At 71.1% G+C, this 15,593-nt stretch carries 14 protein-coding genes; 4 read left to right on the top strand and 10 right to left on the bottom strand.

Translation table 11 applies throughout. The features are described 5' to 3' along the window. Positions 1-8: 8 nt before the first annotated feature. Positions 9-536 carry a CGNR zinc finger domain-containing protein gene (locus ACFKCF_RS00180; protein ID WP_394490012.1) on the bottom strand — a complete coding sequence of 176 codons (528 nt, stop codon included), beginning with the start codon at positions 534-536 and terminating at the stop codon, positions 9-11. Between the two features lie 92 nt (positions 537-628). On the opposite strand from ACFKCF_RS00180, the gene ACFKCF_RS00175 reads away from it, so the two are divergent. Next, entirely contained in the window at positions 629-1,555 is a 927-nt protein-coding gene (locus tag ACFKCF_RS00175) for a DMT family transporter (protein WP_394489281.1), read from the top strand. 5 nt (positions 1,556-1,560) lie between these two features. Here ACFKCF_RS00175 and ACFKCF_RS00170 read toward each other — a convergent pair whose 3' ends face one another. From ACFKCF_RS00170 to ACFKCF_RS00130, 9 genes are all read right to left on the bottom strand, one after another. Beyond that, positions 1,561-1,938 (bottom strand): Fur family transcriptional regulator, encoded by a 378-nt coding sequence (locus tag ACFKCF_RS00170; RefSeq protein WP_394489279.1) that lies wholly within the window; start codon positions 1,936-1,938, stop codon positions 1,561-1,563. After that, complete coding sequence (locus tag ACFKCF_RS00165) at positions 1,935-2,807, bottom strand: metal ABC transporter permease (protein ID WP_394490010.1); 873 nt, start codon at positions 2,805-2,807, stop codon at positions 1,935-1,937. Before ACFKCF_RS00165 ends, ACFKCF_RS00170 begins: the two co-directional genes overlap by 4 nt. 28 nt (positions 2,808-2,835) lie before the next feature. Further along, positions 2,836-3,615 (bottom strand): metal ABC transporter ATP-binding protein, encoded by a 780-nt coding sequence (locus ACFKCF_RS00160; protein WP_394489277.1) that lies wholly within the window; start codon positions 3,613-3,615, stop codon positions 2,836-2,838. Then, the gene (locus ACFKCF_RS00155; RefSeq protein ID WP_394489275.1) at positions 3,612-4,526 is read right to left on the bottom strand and encodes a metal ABC transporter substrate-binding protein; all 915 of its coding nucleotides are present in this window, start codon (positions 4,524-4,526) and stop codon (positions 3,612-3,614) included. The genes ACFKCF_RS00160 and ACFKCF_RS00155 overlap by 4 nt, the downstream gene beginning before the upstream one ends. A gap of 279 nt (positions 4,527-4,805) precedes the next feature. After that, positions 4,806-5,666, bottom strand: a complete 861-nt coding sequence (gene fdhD / locus ACFKCF_RS00150; RefSeq protein ID WP_394489274.1) for a formate dehydrogenase accessory sulfurtransferase FdhD — start codon at positions 5,664-5,666, stop codon at positions 4,806-4,808. A gap of 66 nt (positions 5,667-5,732) precedes the next feature. Beyond that, on the bottom strand, positions 5,733-6,575 hold the full coding sequence (locus tag ACFKCF_RS00145; RefSeq protein ID WP_394489272.1) for a 2Fe-2S iron-sulfur cluster-binding protein: 843 nt from the start codon (positions 6,573-6,575) through the stop codon (positions 5,733-5,735). Further along, entirely contained in the window at positions 6,572-8,365 is a 1,794-nt protein-coding gene (locus tag ACFKCF_RS00140; RefSeq protein WP_394489270.1) for an NAD(P)H-dependent oxidoreductase subunit E, read from the bottom strand. The genes ACFKCF_RS00145 and ACFKCF_RS00140 overlap by 4 nt, the downstream gene beginning before the upstream one ends. Before the next feature lie 4 nt (positions 8,366-8,369). Then, complete coding sequence (locus ACFKCF_RS00135; protein WP_394489268.1) at positions 8,370-10,271, bottom strand: molybdopterin oxidoreductase family protein; 1,902 nt, start codon at positions 10,269-10,271, stop codon at positions 8,370-8,372. A gap of 38 nt (positions 10,272-10,309) precedes the next feature. Next, the gene (locus tag ACFKCF_RS00130; protein WP_394489266.1) at positions 10,310-11,287 is read right to left on the bottom strand and encodes a 2-dehydropantoate 2-reductase; all 978 of its coding nucleotides are present in this window, start codon (positions 11,285-11,287) and stop codon (positions 10,310-10,312) included. Between the two features lie 73 nt (positions 11,288-11,360). Between ACFKCF_RS00130 and ACFKCF_RS00125 the strand changes: the two genes are divergently transcribed. The 3 genes from ACFKCF_RS00125 to frc all read left to right on the top strand — a co-directional run bounded on the left by ACFKCF_RS00125 (position 11,361) and on the right by frc (position 15,531). Then, a complete protein-coding gene (locus ACFKCF_RS00125) occupies positions 11,361-12,539 on the top strand; it encodes a molybdopterin molybdotransferase MoeA (RefSeq protein ID WP_394489264.1) in 1,179 nt (392 codons plus the stop codon). 85 nt (positions 12,540-12,624) lie between these two features. Continuing rightward, positions 12,625-14,295, top strand: coding sequence for a thiamine pyrophosphate-binding protein (locus ACFKCF_RS00120; protein ID WP_394489262.1), 1,671 nt, complete (start codon positions 12,625-12,627; stop codon positions 14,293-14,295). Positions 14,296-14,307: 12 nt separating this feature from the next. Next, entirely contained in the window at positions 14,308-15,531 is a 1,224-nt protein-coding gene (gene frc / locus ACFKCF_RS00115) for a formyl-CoA transferase (protein ID WP_394489260.1), read from the top strand. Positions 15,532-15,593: the final 62 nt, after the last annotated feature.

Raw genomic sequence — 15,593 nt, 5'->3', positions numbered from 1 at the left:
TCTTGAGGTCAGGCGCGGCGGCGGGCGCGGTAGGCGGCTACGTGCATGCGGTTGCCGCAGGTGCGGCTGTCGCAGTAGACGCGGGACCGGTTGCGGGACTCGTCGACGAAGACGCGGTCGCAGTCGGGGGCCGAGCAGGTGCGCAGGCGTTCGACCTCGCCCTCCACCAGCAAATGGGCCAGGGCGACGCCGCAGTCGGCCGCCACGTGCTCCGCCAGGGTGGAGTCGGCGGCGAAATAGTGGACATGCAGCGGGTGGCCGTCGTGCTCCGTCAGCCGCGGGGTGATGCGCGTCTCGGAGAGCAAGGCGTTCAGGGTGCGGACCGCCGTGGGCTGGTCCGGGGCGGTGAAGACGCGGTGGAAGGCCTCTCGTACGATCCGCACCTGGCCCAGGTCGCGGGGCGTCAGCTTGGTGACGCCGCTGATCTGGCGGGACTCCACGAACGCCTGCAATTCGGCCAGGCCGGCGAGGCCCTCGTCGCCCCCGGTGGAGGGCGAGGTGTTGACCAGCTCGACAACGGTGGCCAAAGAATGCACCATGTCATGGCCAAACGGCATGTTGACTCCTGTCCGCGCCGGGTTCTAGCGTGGTCGCACTGTATCTCCTGCATGGCCGAACGGGGGTTTCTATGAGTGCACATCGCCGTATCGTGCTGATCGCGATCGTCGGTGCACTGATCATCTCCACCTCCGCCCCCTTGGTTCGGCTCTCAGGTGTATCGCCTGCCACGTCCGCGTTGTTCCGTTGCGCGTACGCCGTGCCGCCCATGATCGTGCTGGCCTGGCTGGAGCGGCGCAGGCTGGGGCCGTTACCGCGGAAGGGGCTGGTGCTGGCCTGGCTGGCGGGGGTCGTGTTCGCGCTCGACCTGCTGTTCTGGCATCACGCGATCGACTACGTGGGCGCCGGGCTGGCCACCGTGCTGGGGAATCTGCAGGTGTTCCTGGTGGCGTTCGCGGCCTGGGCGCTGTTCGGGGAGCGGCCGTCCTCCCGGTTGATGGTCGCGACGCCGGTCGTGTTCGCGGGGGTGGTGCTCATCTCCGGGGTGTTCGACAGCGCCGCCTACGGGCGTGATCCGGTCATGGGAGTGCTGGCCGGGATCGCCACCTCCATCTCGTACGCGGCGTTCCTGCTGCTCCTGAAGGCCGGCCCGGAGCGATCCGTGGGGCCGCTGGCGCACGCGACGGTGGTCGCCACCGTGGCCATCGCCCTGCTGAGCCCGCTCTTCGGCGGCGCCGACCTCGTGCCCACCTGGCCCGCGCACGGGTGGCTGCTGCTGCTCGCCCTGGGACCGCAGGTGCTGGGATGGTCGCTGATCACGTTCTCGCTGCCGCGCCAGCCCGCCGCGCTCACCGCGCTGCTGCTGCTCGTCCAGCCCATGACGACCGTCGCGCTGTCCGCGGTGGCGCTGGGCGAGCGGCCGTCCGCGCTGCAGCTCGCCGCGTGCGGGGTGATCGTCCTTGGAGTCCTGTACGGCTCCCGCACCGGTTCACCAGGGCCCGTCGAGGCCCGCAGGGACGAGACCCGCGAGACTCAGGCGAAGGCCCCCACCAGCTGAGCCGGTCAGCCCTTGGAGCAGGTGGCGCAGGTGCCGAAGACCTCGACCGTGTGGGTGATCTCGGTGAAGCCGTGCTCGCCGCCCACCGCCTCGGCCCACCGCTCGACCGCGGGGCCGGCCACCTCCACCGTGTGGCCGCAACGGCGGCAGACCAGGTGGTGGTGATGGACGTCGCTGGCGCACGCGCGGTAGACGGACTCGCCCTCGTCAGTACGCAGGACGTCGACCTGCCCGCCGTCGGCCAGCGCCTGCAGGGCGCGGTAGACGGTGGTCAGGCCGATCTTGGCCCCGTGCAGGCGCATCTCGGCATAGACGTCCTGCGCGCTGCGGAACCCCTCGCTCCTGCGGAGGGTGTCGTGCACGGCATCACGCCTCGTCGTCATGCGACCTCCTCCACGCGCATCTTTGGTCGCTCGCTCACTCTCGACTCCTGGGTACGGCCTCGCCGTACGAATTTACCGACACCGAGGGCCAGGACGAAGCCGACAAGAGCAAGAAGCACGATCGCCGCCCCGGGAGGCACCTTGGCCGAGTAGGTGGAAGCGAGCAGGCCGCCCACCGAGGCGAGCACCCCGAACAGCATGGCCAGCGCCATCGTCGTACGGAACCCCCGGGTGAGCTGCTGGCTGGTGGCCACCGGGATCACCATCAGCGCGCTGACCAGCAGCAGGCCCACCACGCGCATCGCGATCACGACGGTGAGCGCGGCGGTGACCGCGATCAGCAGGCTGAGGAAGCGGACCGGCAGGCCGCTGGCCCTGGCCATCTCCTCGTCCTGGCAGAGCACGAACAGCTCCCTGCCGAAGACCACGACCACGCCGATCACGGCCACGGCCAGCGCGGCGATGACCCAGATGTCCTGAACCGTGACGCTGGCGATGGCGCCGAACAGGTAGGAGTTCAGCTTGGCGTTGCTGCCGCCCGGCGCGATGCCCATGAGCATGACGCCGCCCGCGATCCCGCCGTAGAACAGCAGCGCCAGCGCCACGTCGCCGCTGGTGCGCCCGCGCGCCCTGACCAGCTCGATGGCCACCGCCCCGACGACGGAGACGATCACGGCGGTGAGCACGGGCGCGGTGCCGGTCAGGAAGCCGAGGGCGACGCCGGTCAGCGCCACGTGGCCGATGCCGTCGCCCAGCAGCGCCAGCCTGCGCTGCACGATGAACGTCCCCACGGCGGGCGCGCACAGGCCCACCAGCAGCGCGGCCACCAGGGCGAGCTGGAAGAGCTGCTCCTGGAGCAGATCCATGATCATCGCGGTTCCCCCCATCGGCGGCCGCTCACGGCGCCTCCCCCTGCCAGCCGGTCAACGGCCCCGCCGCCGGTGTGGCGGCGTGCGGATGCTGGTGTTCGTGCCCCGGCCGGGCGCAGTCGCCCTCGGGACGCGGCGGTCTGCCGTCGTGCGCGACGCGGCCCTCGCGGATCACCACGCCGCGCGTGATGATCGGCTCCAGCGGCCCCAGCTCGTGCGCGACCAGCACCACCGTCTTGCCGTCGCGTACCAGCCCGGCCAGCGTGTCGGCCAGCAACTGCTGCGTATCGGCGTCCACGCCCGCCGTCGGCTCGTCCATCACGTACGTGTCGGGCTCCCCGGCCAGCGCGCGGGCGATGAGCACCCGCTGCTGCTGGCCGCCGGACAGCGACTGGACCGGGTCGTTCGCGCGGTCGGCCAGCCGGACGGCCTCCAGCGCGTCGGCCACGGCGGCCTTGTCGGCCGGGCTGGTCCTACGCAGCCGGCTCTGCCTGGCGATCCGGCCCGAGGCGACGACCTCGCGTACGGTGGCGGGCACGCCACCCCCGACCTGGAGCCGCTGCGGCACGTAGCCGATGCGCCACCAGTCACGGAACTTGCCCGGCGCAGACCCGTACATCAGCGTGGAGCCGCCGGTCAGCGGCGTGAGGCCGAGCAGCGCGCGGACCAGCGTCGACTTGCCGGAGCCGTTGGCTCCCAGGAGGGCGACGACCTCCCCCGGGCAGACGGTCAGGTCGATCCCCCGCAGGACGGGCTTGCCATCGAAGGAGACCCGGCCGTCGGTCATCGCGAAGGCCGTTTCGCTCATGCCGTACACCCCAGTGCTGTTTGTAGGGTTTTGAGGTTATCGCGCATGGCTGACAGGTAATCGCCGGAGGGTCGGCTCTCCAGCGGGTCGAGCACGGCGGTCTTCGCGCCCACCTCGTTCGCGAGTACCTCGGCCACCTTGGGGCTGACCAGGGACTCGGTGAAGATCGTGGTGACGCCCTCGGCCTTGGCCAGCTTGGCCACCTCGGAGATGCGCGCGGGCGACGGCTCGGTCTCGGGGTCGAGCGTGATGCCGATCTGCTTGAGTTTGTAACGGTCCGCCAGGTAGCCGAACGCCTCGTGCGCCGTGACCAGCGACTTCGTCCTGCAGTTGCTCAGGCCCTTGGCGAACTCCTGGTCGAGCGTTCCAAGCGCGCCCGCCGTCTTGGCGGCGCGGTCCTTGTACGCCTGCGCGTGCGCCGGGTCGGCGACGGCCAGGCGCTCGCCGAGCTTGGTGGCGACGGTGGCCAGCCGGGCGGGGTCCAGCCAGAGGTGCGGGTCGTACGAGACCTCGTGGCCGTGCTCCTCCTCGCCCTCCTCGTGGCCGCTCGCGGGCAGGGTGTTGACGGCCGTGGCGGCGTCGAAGCTCGTCTCGGCGTCCACCGCGTCGTCCACGGCGGGCTGGACGCCCTTGATGTAGACGGTGAGCGCCGCCTTCTGGATCTCGGTCACCTGCTGGATGCTCAGCTCAAGGTCGTGCGGCTCGACGCCGGGGGCGGTCAGGCCGGTCACGTGCGCGTCGGATCCTCCCACCTGCTCGGTCAGCCATTGGAGCGGGTAGAACGCGGCGACCACCTCCGGCTTGCCCCCTGCGGCGGTCTCGGCGGAGCCGGATCCGCAGGCGGCGGTGGTGAGGAGGGTGGCCCCGGCCAGCAATCCGACAGCGTACGACCGGGAAAATCCTGACATCATGTGAGTCAGTATGCGCCAAAATGAAAATGGTTGTCAAAATCCCCCCGGTCCCTTGGCAGGCGAGGGAGCGCCGTTGCCTGGACTGAGGAGCGCAGGGAGCGTAGCGACTGGAGTGACGAGGGAAGGCGACGGCTCGGAGCGACCGAGCCCGCCTCCACGGAGTGGAGGCCATAAGCAGGCGACGGCTCGGAGCGCCCGAGCCCGCCTCCACGGAGTGGAGGCCATAAGTAGGGATGCCGACGGCGGCTGGGGGCCAGGGCGCCGTGCGGCATCCCGTCATCACCCCGGTGAGTGTGCGCCGGCCGAGCCATAGCCGGCGCTCGGGGTGATGCTCAGGCGGCGCTCGCCCGTATAGACGTTCATCGAGTTCCCGCGCAGGAACCCGATGAGCGTCAGCCCCTCCTCCGCGGCCAGTTCGACCGCGAGCGACGACGGCGCCGAGACCGCGGCGAGCACCGGGATGCCCCCCATGACCGCTTTCTGTACCAGTTCGAACGACGCCCGGCCCGACACCATCAGCACCGTCCCCCGAAGAGGGAGCCGGTCGTTGCGCAGGGCCCAGCCGAGCAGCTTGTCCACCGCGTTGTGCCGGCCCACGTCCTCGCGCACACACAGCGGCTCGCCGTCGGACGTGAACAGGCCGGCCGCGTGCAGGCCCCCGGTCCGGTCGAACACCCGCTGGGCCGCGCGCAGCCGGTCCGGCAGGGTGGCGACGGTCGGCTGCGCCAGCTCGACCGGGTCGTCTCCGGCGCTCCAGCGAGCCACCGTGCGTACCGCCTCCAGCGACGCCTTGCCGCAGACGCCGCAGGAGGACGTGGTGTAGAAGTTGCGCGGCGCGGGCGCCGCCACGCCGGGCGCGAGCCGCACGTCGAGCACGTTGTAGGTGTTGCCGCCGTCCACCGTCGCGCCCGCGCAGTAGCGGATCGTGGCGATGTCGTCCGCCGCGCCCACGGCCCCCTCGCTGACCAGGAACCCGGCGGCCAGGTCGAAGTCGTCGCCGGGCGTGCGCATGGTGACCGTCAGTGGCGTCCCGTCGAGGCGGATCTCCAGCGGCTCCTCGGCGGCCAGCGAGTCGATCTTGGGGATCCGGACGGTGTCCTTGACCCGCAGGATCCGCCGTTTCACCGCGACCCTAGACATGAGCGCAATCCTCCGCCCGGATGAGCGCCCTAGACATGAGCGCTCCCGCTGCCCCGGATGAGCGCCCTAGACATAGCCGTACCCGAAGCGGCCCTTGACGCAGAGGTTGCCCTTGGTCACCGGGTTGTCGTGCGGCGAGCTCACCTTGACGATCTTGTTGTCCTGCACGTGCAGGGTCAGGTTGCAGCCGACCCCGCAGTAGCTGCAGACCGTCGTGGTCTCGCTCTGCCGCGACTCGTCCCAGGTGCCCTCGGCCCGCATGTCGAACTCGGTCTTGAACGACAGCGCGCCCGTCGGGCACACCTCCACGCAGTTGCCGCAGTAGACGCAGGCCGAGTCGGTGAGCGGCGCCTCGAACTCCGTGGAGATCGTCGCGTCGAACCCCCGGCCCGCTACGGCGATGGCGAAGGTGTTCTGCCACTGGTCGCCGCAGGCGTCCACGCACTTGTAGCACAGGATGCACTTGCTGTAGTCGCGCACGTACAGGTCGTTGTCCACCTTGGCGGGCTGTTCGACCGTGGCCGCGTCGTCGCCGAAGCGCGCGGGGTCGGCGCCGTACTCCTCGACCCACTCGGCGGCCCGAGGGGTGGTCGACATGTCCACGGAGGAGCCGAGCAGCTCCAGCACCACCTTGCGGCTCTGCCGGGCCCGCTCGGTGTCGGTGCCGACCTTCATGCCGGCCTCCGCCTTGCGGGAGCAGGAGGGCGCCAGCGTCCTGGCGCCCTCCACCTCCACGACGCAGACGCGGCAGGCGTTCTTCGGGGTCAGCGTGTCGCCGTAGCAGAGGGTGGGGATGTCCTTGCCCGCCGCGTGGCAGGCGTCGAGGATCGTCGAGCCCTCCGGCACCCGTACGTCCTCGCCGTCGATCTGGACGTCGATGAGCCGCCGGGGCGGCTGGAGCGGGATCATTTGAACACTCCCAGACGGTCGATGGCCGATTCGACGGCGTTCCAGGCGGTCTGTCCGAGGCCGCAGATCGAGGCGTCCCGCATGGTCTGGCCGACCTCGCGCAGCAGCACGAGATCGTCGTCCGAAACCCGGCGCGACAGCCGGTGTAGTGCCTCCTCCTGCCGTACGGTGCCCACCCGGCAGGGCACGCACTGGCCGCAGGACTCGTCGCGGAAGAACTCCGCGATGCGCAGCAGCAGCCGTTTCATGTCCACGGTGTCGTCGATGACGAGCACCACGCCGGAGCCGAGCGTCGCCCCCGCGTTCCTGGTGCCCTCGAAGGTGAGCGGGATGTCCAGGTCGGTGACGAACGCGCCGGCCGCGCCGCCGAGCAGCACCGCCCTGGTCGTCCCGGTGGTGCCGGTCAGGTCCAGCAGCTCGCGCAACGTCGTCCCGAACGTGAGCTCGTACACGCCGGGCCGCTCGACCGCGCCCGAGACGCAGAACAGCTTGGGCTCGGCCGCCGCGTACGCCCGGGCGCCGCGCTCCAGGATCGGCAGCACGTTGACCAGCGTCTCGACGTTGTTGACCACGGTCGGCTTGCCGAACAGCCCCTTCTCCACGGGGAACGGCGGCTTGCTGCGCGGCTCGCCCCGCTGCCCCTCGATGGAGTTGAAGATCGCGGTCTCCTCGCCGCAGATGTAGGCGCCCGCGCCCCTGCGCAGCTCGATGTCGAACGACAGGCCCTTGCCGAGGATGTCGTCGCCGAGCAGGCCCCGCGCGCGGGCGGTCGCGATGGCGTGCTGGAGCCGTGCGGTCGCCCTGGGGTATTCGCCCCTGATGTAGAGGTATCCCTTGGCGCAGCCGGTGGCGTAGGCGGCGATCGTCATCGCCTCCACCAGCGCGTACGGGTCGCCCTCCATGATCACGCGGTCCTTGAAGGTGCCCGGCTCGCTCTCGTCGGCGTTGCAGACCAGGTAGTGCGGGCGGTCGGGCTGCCGCGCGGTGGCGTCCCACTTGCGGCCGGTCGGGAACGCGGCGCCGCCCCTGCCGACCAGCCCCGACTCCAGGACCTCCCGGATGACCCCGGCGGGCCCCAGCTCGAACGCCCGCCTGAGCGCGGTGTAGCCGCCGGCCGCCCGGTAGTCGTCCAGGCTCGCGGGATCGGTCGTGCCGACCCTCCTGAGCAGGGTCAGCCCGTCCTGTCCGGCCTGCGGCACGGCCGCCGCCACCGGGGCGTCACCGGCGACCTCGAGGCTGGGGGTGTGGCCGTTGGGGGTGGGGGAGTCCAGGGCCAGGGAGGCGTTCGCGGGCGCGTACACCTGGGCCTTGGCAGGCGTGCCGGCCTCCAGGGCGAGCGCGGCGGGGGCCCGCTCGCACAGGCCCAGGCAGGGGCTCTCGTGCCACGACTTGCCGGGCGGGCCGAGCCGCTCCTCCACCCGCCTGCGTACGTCCTCGCCGCCCTTGGCCTGGCAGGCCAGGTCGGTGCAGACGTGCAGCACCCGCTTCGGCCGCGGCTCCATGGAGAACAGCGAGTAGAACGTCGCCACCCCGTACGCCTCGGCGGGCGGCACGGTCAGGCGGCGGCAGATGTAGTCGAGCGCGCCCTCGCTGATCCACCCGACGCGGTCGTTGACCGCGTGCAGCGCGGGCAGCAGCATGTCGCGCTGCGACTCGGCCCGCGCGGCCACCCGCAGGTCGGCCTCGGTCCTCCCGCCGCCGTCCCACGCCGACGCGGGCGGCCCGAGCAGGGCGTCGACGGCCGCGCGCTCCTCCTCGGACGGCTCTGCGCCGCGGAACCTCAGATCCATCTGATCACCCGGCCTTCACGAGCTTCTCGACACGTACGGCCGCCGCCTTGAACTCGGCGGTGCCCGCGATCGGGCAGGTGGCCTCGATGGTGAGGGAGTTGGTGTCCACCTCGTCCGGGAAGTGCATGGTCATGAACACCAGCCCCGGCCGCAGGGCGGGGTCGATGAACACCGGCGCGACCACCGACCCGCGCCGCGAGGTGATCCGCACCTCCTCGCCGGCGACGACGCCGAGCCGGTCGGCGTCCTCCGGGCAGAGCTCCACCGTCTCGCCCCGGCGCAGGGGAGAGGCGAACCCGGAGGACTGCACGCCCGTGTTGTAGGAGTCGAGCCGCCGCCCGGTCGTCAGCCGCAGCGGATACTCCTCGTCCAGCAGGTCCACCGGCGGCGAGTGGCGCAGCACCGCGAACGGCGCCGGCGTGCCCCGCTTGACCGGGTCGCTCTCCCACAGCCTGCCGTGCAGGTAGGGCGGCTCCAGCGAGTCCTCCGACGGGCAGGGCCACTGGATGCCCTGCAGCTCGGCCAGCCGCTGGTAGGTCATGCCGTGGTGCTGGGGCGACATGGCGCGCAGCTCGTTCCAGACCTCTTCGGCGCCGTCGTAGTGCCAGTCGTGGCCCAGCTTGCGCGCCAGCTCGCACATGATCCAGATGTCGTCGCGCGCCTCGCCCGGCGGATCCAGGGCCTTGCGCACCCGCTGGACCCGGCGCTCGCTGTTGGTGAACGTGCCGTCCGCCTCGCACCAGGCGGCGCTCGCGGGCAGCACGACGTCGGCCATCTGGGCGGTCTTGGTGAGGAAGATGTCCTGCACGACCAGGTGGTCGAGCATGGACAGGCGCTTGATGCAGGCCAGCGAGTCGGCCTCGGACTGCACGGGGTTCTCACCGATGAGATAGCAGGTGGTCACCTCGCCCTCGGCCATGGCCTCCAGCATCTGGGTGAGGTTGAGGCCGTAGCGGGGCTGGATCTCCCTGCCCCACGCGCTCTCGAAACGCGCCCGGATGCCCGGGTCGAGGATGTCCTGGAAACCGGGCAGGCGGTTGGGGATGGCGCCCATGTCGCCGCCGCCCTGCACGTTGTTCTGGCCGCGCAGCGGCGACAGGCCGGAGCCGTAGCGGCCGACGTGGCCGGTGAGCAGGGCCAGGTTGATCAGGGCCCGTACGTTGTCCGTCGCGTTGTGGTGCTCGGTGATGCCGAGCGTCCAGCACAGCTGGGCGCGGTCGGCGCGGGCGTAGGCGTGGGCCAGCTCGCGGATGGCGTGCGCGGGCACGCCGGTGACCTGCTCGGCGGCGCTCAGCGTCCAGGGCTCGATCGACTCCTTGAACTCCTCGAACCCGATCGTGGCCCGCTCGATGAACGCCTCGTTGTGCAGCCCCGCGTGGATGATCTCCCTGGCCACCGCGTGGGCCAGGGGGATGTCCGTGCCCACGTTCAGCCCCAGCCACAGGTCGGCCCACTGGGCGGTGCCGGTGCGCCGCGGGTCCACCGCGAACATCCGCGCGCCGTTGTGGATGCCCTTCAGCACGTGCTGGAAGAAGATGGGGTGGGCGTTACGCGCCGCCGAACCCCACATGACGATCACATCGGTGTCCTCCACCTCCTGGTAGGAGGACGTGCCGCCACCACTGCCGAACACCGCCGACAGCCCCGCCACGCTCGGCGCGTGGCAGGTGCGGTTGCAGGAGTCCACGTTGTTGGTGCCGATCACCACGCGGGTGAACTTCTGCCCGACGTAGTTCATCTCGTTGGTGGAACGGGCGCACGACAACATGGCGAAGCAGTCGGGCCCATGCGCGGCGAGATTGCGGCGGAAGCCCTCCGCCGCCCGCTCCAGGGCCTCCTCCCAGGTCGCCCTGCGCAGCACGCCGTTCTCACGCACCAGTGGATGGGTCAGGCGGTCATAGCTCATGATCCCTCCATTCTGTATACAGGCTACGGTATTCTCTGCTAGCCCGCGCGGACAAGGTTGGCGTTGAGGAGGTCGCTCACGGCGTGGATCGCGCGCAGCGTCGGCACCTCGGCGCCGGTGAGGTCGGCCAGCTCGACCACCGCCGCGAGCAGCACGTCCAGCTCCAGCGGCTTGCCCTTCTCCAGGTCCTGCAGCGTGGAGGTCTTGTGCTCGCCCGCCTTCTCCGCTCCTTTCAGGCGGCGTTCGATGGAGATCCCCGGGTCGCAGCCGACCCTCCTGGCCACCTCGACGGTCTCCCGCATCATGGCCACGACCAGCTCCCTGGTGCCGTCGTGGCGGCAGATCCCGGCCATCGTCGCCCTGGCCAGCGCGCTGATGGGGTTGAAGGCGATGTTGCCCATGAGCTTGACCCACACGTCCTTGCGCAGGTCGCGTTCCACCGGGCACTTGAGCCCGCCGGCTATCGCGGCCTGGCTGAAGGCGGCGCACCGCTCGGTCAGCTCGCCGTCCGGCTCGCCGATGGAGAAGCGGGTGCCTTCGAGGTGGCGGATCACGCCGGGCCGCTCGATCTCGGTGGCGGCGTACACGACGCAGCCGACGGCACGGTGCAGGGGCAGGGCGGTCGTGACCGCCCCGCCCGGGTCGACGCTCTCGATGCGGTAGCCCTCGTAGGGGCCCTTGAGCCCGTGGAAATACCACCACGGGATGCCGTTCTGCGCGGCGATGATGCTCGTGGCATCGTGCAGGAGCGGCCTGATCATGGGGCCCGCGGAGGCGTAGCTGTTCGCCTTGAGGCCCAGGAAGATGTGGTCCACCGGGCCGACCTGGGTGGGGTCGTCGGTGGCATGAGGATGGGCGGTGAAATCGCCCCTGGGGGTGAGCACCCGCACACCGGCGCGGCGTATCGACTCCAGGTGCTCGCCTCTCGCGATGAGGTGCACCTCGACCCCCGCCCGGTGGAGGGCGGCCCCCACGTATGCGCCGATGGCGCCGGCGCCAAGAACAGCGACCTTCATGCTGCGCTCCGTTCTCGCGTCGGATTTGCATTCGGTATACAGTATGGAAAAACGCGGGTCAAGGAGCATGCCTATGACCGTTCTTCGGCATGATCTAGTGGTGGAATCGACGACCTGGGTGACCGCACGGGCCCTCGCGAAGGGGGCCGCGACGCCCCTCGAGCCCGCGTCCGTGCCGCTCGCCGACGCTCTCGGCAGCCGACTGGCCGCGCCTTTGACGGCGCTGGTGGCGGTGCCGGGGGTGGACGTCTCGGCGATGGACGGCTACGCGGTGGCCGGCGCCGGCCCGTGGCGGGTGGCCGGCCGGGTGCTGGCCGGCGGCGCCTGCTACGACGACGAGCTGCGGCCGGGGGAGGCGGTCGAGATCGCCACCGGCGCCCCGACGCCCGCGGGGGCGTCGGCGGTGCTGCCCTACGAGCAGGCCGCGGTGGACGGGACGCGGGTGAACGGCGTCGCCGAGCTCGGGCGGCACATCCGGCGGCGGGGCGAGGACATCGCCGAGGGCGCGGTCGTGCTGGGCGCGGGCGCGGTGGTGACCCCGGTGGCGCTCGGGCTGGCCGCCGCGCTGGGCCACGACGAGCTGCTGGTACGGCCCCGCCCCCGCGTGGCGGTGCTGATCACCGGGGACGAGGTCGTGCACGAGGGCCTCCCCGCGCCGGGCCGGGTGCGCGACGCCATCGGCCCGTTCCTGCCGGGGCTGGTGGCGTGGGCCGGCGGCCGGGTGGCGAGCACGGACGTGCTGCCCGACGGCCGGGAAGCGCTCCGCGCCGCGCTGGCCGCCGGGGCGGCGGACGTGGCCGTCGTGTGCGGCGCGTCGTCCAAGGGCCCGGCCGACCACCTCCGAGCCGTGCTCGGCGACCTCGGCGCCGACGTGATCGTCGACGGCGTCGCCGTCCGGCCCGGGCACCCGCAGCTGCTGGCCCGGCTGCCGGGCGGGTCGCTGGTCGTCGGCCTGCCGGGGAACCCGTTCGCGGCCCTCGGCGCGGCCCTCACACTGCTCGCCCCCATCCTGCGCGAACTGGCCGGCACCCATGCCCGCACGGAGGCGTCGGCGCTGGCCGGAGCGGTGCGGGCGCATCCCCGCGACACGCGGCTCGTGCCGGTCAGGAGGTCCGGCCGGGGCGCGGTGCCGGTGGGGCACGACCGGCCGGGTTCGCTGTGGGGGGCGGCGCTGGCAGACGCGCTGGCCGTCGTCCCCCCGGGGTGGGCCGGTGAGCAGGTCGAGCTGATCGAGTTGCCTCCGGGGGGCTAGACAGGCCGAACGGGAGGGAGTAACCATTGCGGTCATACGGTATGCAGTATGCGGAAGACAGCCGACGCCGTGAAAGGGTGGCATGATGTCGGAAACGATCTCTGGTGGTCATCTCGTAGCCAAGGCACTCAAGGCCGAGGGCGTGGACGTGATCTACACGCTCTGCGGCGGCCACATCATCGATATCTACGACGGCTGCGTCGATGAGGGCATCGAGGTCATCGACGTACGCCACGAACAGGTGGCGGCGCACGCGGCCGACGGGTACGCGCGCATCACCGGCAAGCCCGGCTGCGCTGTGGTCACCGCCGGGCCGGGCACGACCGACGCGGTGACCGGCGTGGCCAACGCCTTCCGCGCGGAGAGCCCCATGTTGCTCATCGGCGGCCAGGGAGCGCTGAGCCAGCACAAGATGGGCTCGCTGCAGGACCTGCCGCACGTGGACATGATGAACCCGATCACGAAGTTCGCGGCCACGGTGCCCAGCACGGAGCGGGTGGCGGACATCGTGTCGATGGCCTTCCGCGAGTGCTACAACGGCGCGCCGGGCCCGTCGTTCCTGGAGATCCCGCGCGACGTGCTCGACGCGAAGGTCCCCTTGGAGAAGGCGCGCATCCCCAAGGCGGGGCACTACCGGGCCTCGACCCGCCAGCAGGGCGACCCCGAGGCGATCGAGCGGCTGGCCGACATGCTGGCGCACGCTGAGAAGCCGTGCATCCTGCTCGGGAGCCAGGTGTGGACGTGCCGGGCCACGGACGCCGCGATCGACTTCGTCCGCGCCCTGAACGTGCCGGCGTACATGAACGGCTCGGGCCGCGGCACGCTCCCGCCCGGCGACCCGCACCACTTCCAGCTCAGCCGCAGGTACGCCTTCACCAACGCCGACCTGATCATCATCGTCGGCACCCCGTTCGACTTCCGGATGGGCTACGGCAAGCGCCTGTCGCCGACCGCCACCGTGGTCCAGATCGACCTCGACTACCGCACCGTCGGCAAGAACCGCGACATCGACCTGGGGATCGTCGGCGACGCCGGCCTCGTCCTGGCGGCGGCGGCCCAGGCCGCCAGCGGCCGGATCGAGAACGCGGTCACCAAGCGCAAGGAGTGGATGGACGAGCTGCGCGCGGTCGAGACCCAGGCGTACGAGAAGCGCCTGCCCCGCCAGCTCTCCGACGCCCAGCCCATCGACCCCTACCGCCTGGTCCACGAGATCAACGAGTTCCTCACCGAGGACACGATCTACATCGGCGACGGCGGCGACATCGTCACCTTCTCGGGCCAGGTCGTGCAGCCCAAGTCGCCGGGCCACTGGATGGACCCGGGCCCGCTCGGCACGCTCGGCGTCGGCATGGCGTTCGCGATGGCGGCCAAGCAGGCGCGGCGCGACAAGGAGGTGCTCTGCCTGTTCGGCGACGGCGCCTTCAGCCTGACCGGCTGGGACTTCGAGACCATGGTCCGCTTCGACCTGCCGTTCATCGGAGTCATCGGCAACAACTCGTCCATGAACCAGATCAGGTACGGCCAGGCCGCCAAGTACGGCGAGGACCGCGCCCGCGTCGGCAACACCCTCGGCGACATCCGCTACGGCGACTTCGCCAAGCTGCTCGGCGGCTACGGCGAGGAGGTGCGCGACCCGGCCGAGATCCGCCCCGCGCTGGAGCGGGCCAGGGAGTCGGGCAAGCCCTCGCTGATCAACGTGTGGGTCGACCCAGAGGTCTACGCCCCCGGAACCATGAACCAGACGATGTACAAGTAGGGGAGCGCCACGATGAAGGCCCTCGAAGGTGTCCGCGTCCTCGACATGACCCACGTCCAGTCGGGCCCGTCCTGCACCCAGCTGCTCGCCTGGCTGGGCGCGGACGTCGTCAAGCTGGAGGCCCCGACCGGCGACATCACCCGGCAGCAGCTCCGCGATCTCCCGGACGTCGACAGCCTCTATTTCACGATGCTCAACTGCAACAAGCGCAGCATCACCCTCAACATGAAGAGCGAGCGCGGCAAGGAGATCTTCACCGAGCTGGTGAAGAGCGCCGACATCCTGGTGGAGAACTTCGGCCCGGGCGCGGTCGACCGCATGGGCTTCACCTGGGACCGCCTCCAGGAGCTCAACCCGCGCCTGATCTACGCCTCGATCAAGGGCTTCGGCACCGGTAAGTACGCCAAGTTCAAGGCGTACGAGGTGATCGCCCAGGCCATGGGCGGCTCGATGACCACCACCGGCTTCGAGGAGGGCCCGCCGCTGGCCACCGGGGCGCAGATCGGCGACTCGGGCACCGGCATCCACGCGGTCGCCGGCATCCTGGCCGCCCTCTACCAGCGCCAGCAGAGCGGCCGGGGGCAGCGCGTACAGGTGGCCATGCAGCACGCCGTGCTGAACCTGTGCCGCGTCAAGCTCCGCGACCAGCAGCGCCTGGCGCACGGCCCGCTGCGCGAGTACCCGAACAAGGCCTTCGGCGACGAGGTGCCCCGTTCGGGCAACGCCAGCGGCGGCGGCCAGCCCGGCTGGGCGGTGCGCTGCGCGCCCGGCGGACCCAACGACTACATCTACGTGATCGTGCAGCCGGTCGGCTGGAAACCCATCTCGAACATCATCGGCCGCCCCGAGCTGGCCGAGGACCCCGAGTGGGCCACGCCCGAGGCGCGGCTGCCGAAGCTGGACAAGATGTTCCAGCTCATCGAGGAGTGGACGATCCGCCACGACAAGTGGACGGTCCTCGACCGGCTCAACGCCGAGAACATCCCGTGCGGGCCGATCCTGTCCACCAAGGAGCTGGTCCAGGACGAGAGCCTGCGCGAGGAGGGCATCGTCGTCACGGTCGACCACCCGGAGCGCGGCGAGTTCGTGACCGTCGGCAGCCCGCTGCAGCTGTCGGACTCCCCGGTGGACGTCCGCACCCCGCCCCTGCTCGGCGAGCACAACCAGGAGATCTACGGCGAGCTCGGCGTGAGCGCGGAGGAGCTGGCCGACCTTAAGACGAACGGAGTCATCTAGTGGAGCGGCGAGTAGGGTCCGACAGCGGCAGCTCCCATGGCCAGCGAGTACCCGTAGGGAGC

The organism is Nonomuraea sp. JJY05 (assembly GCF_043496855.1).
GTDB lineage: Bacteria > Actinomycetota > Actinomycetes > Streptosporangiales > Streptosporangiaceae > Nonomuraea.
The sequence above is the reverse complement of the archived record's forward strand: the minus strand, read 5'-3'. Positions and strand labels throughout refer to the sequence as shown.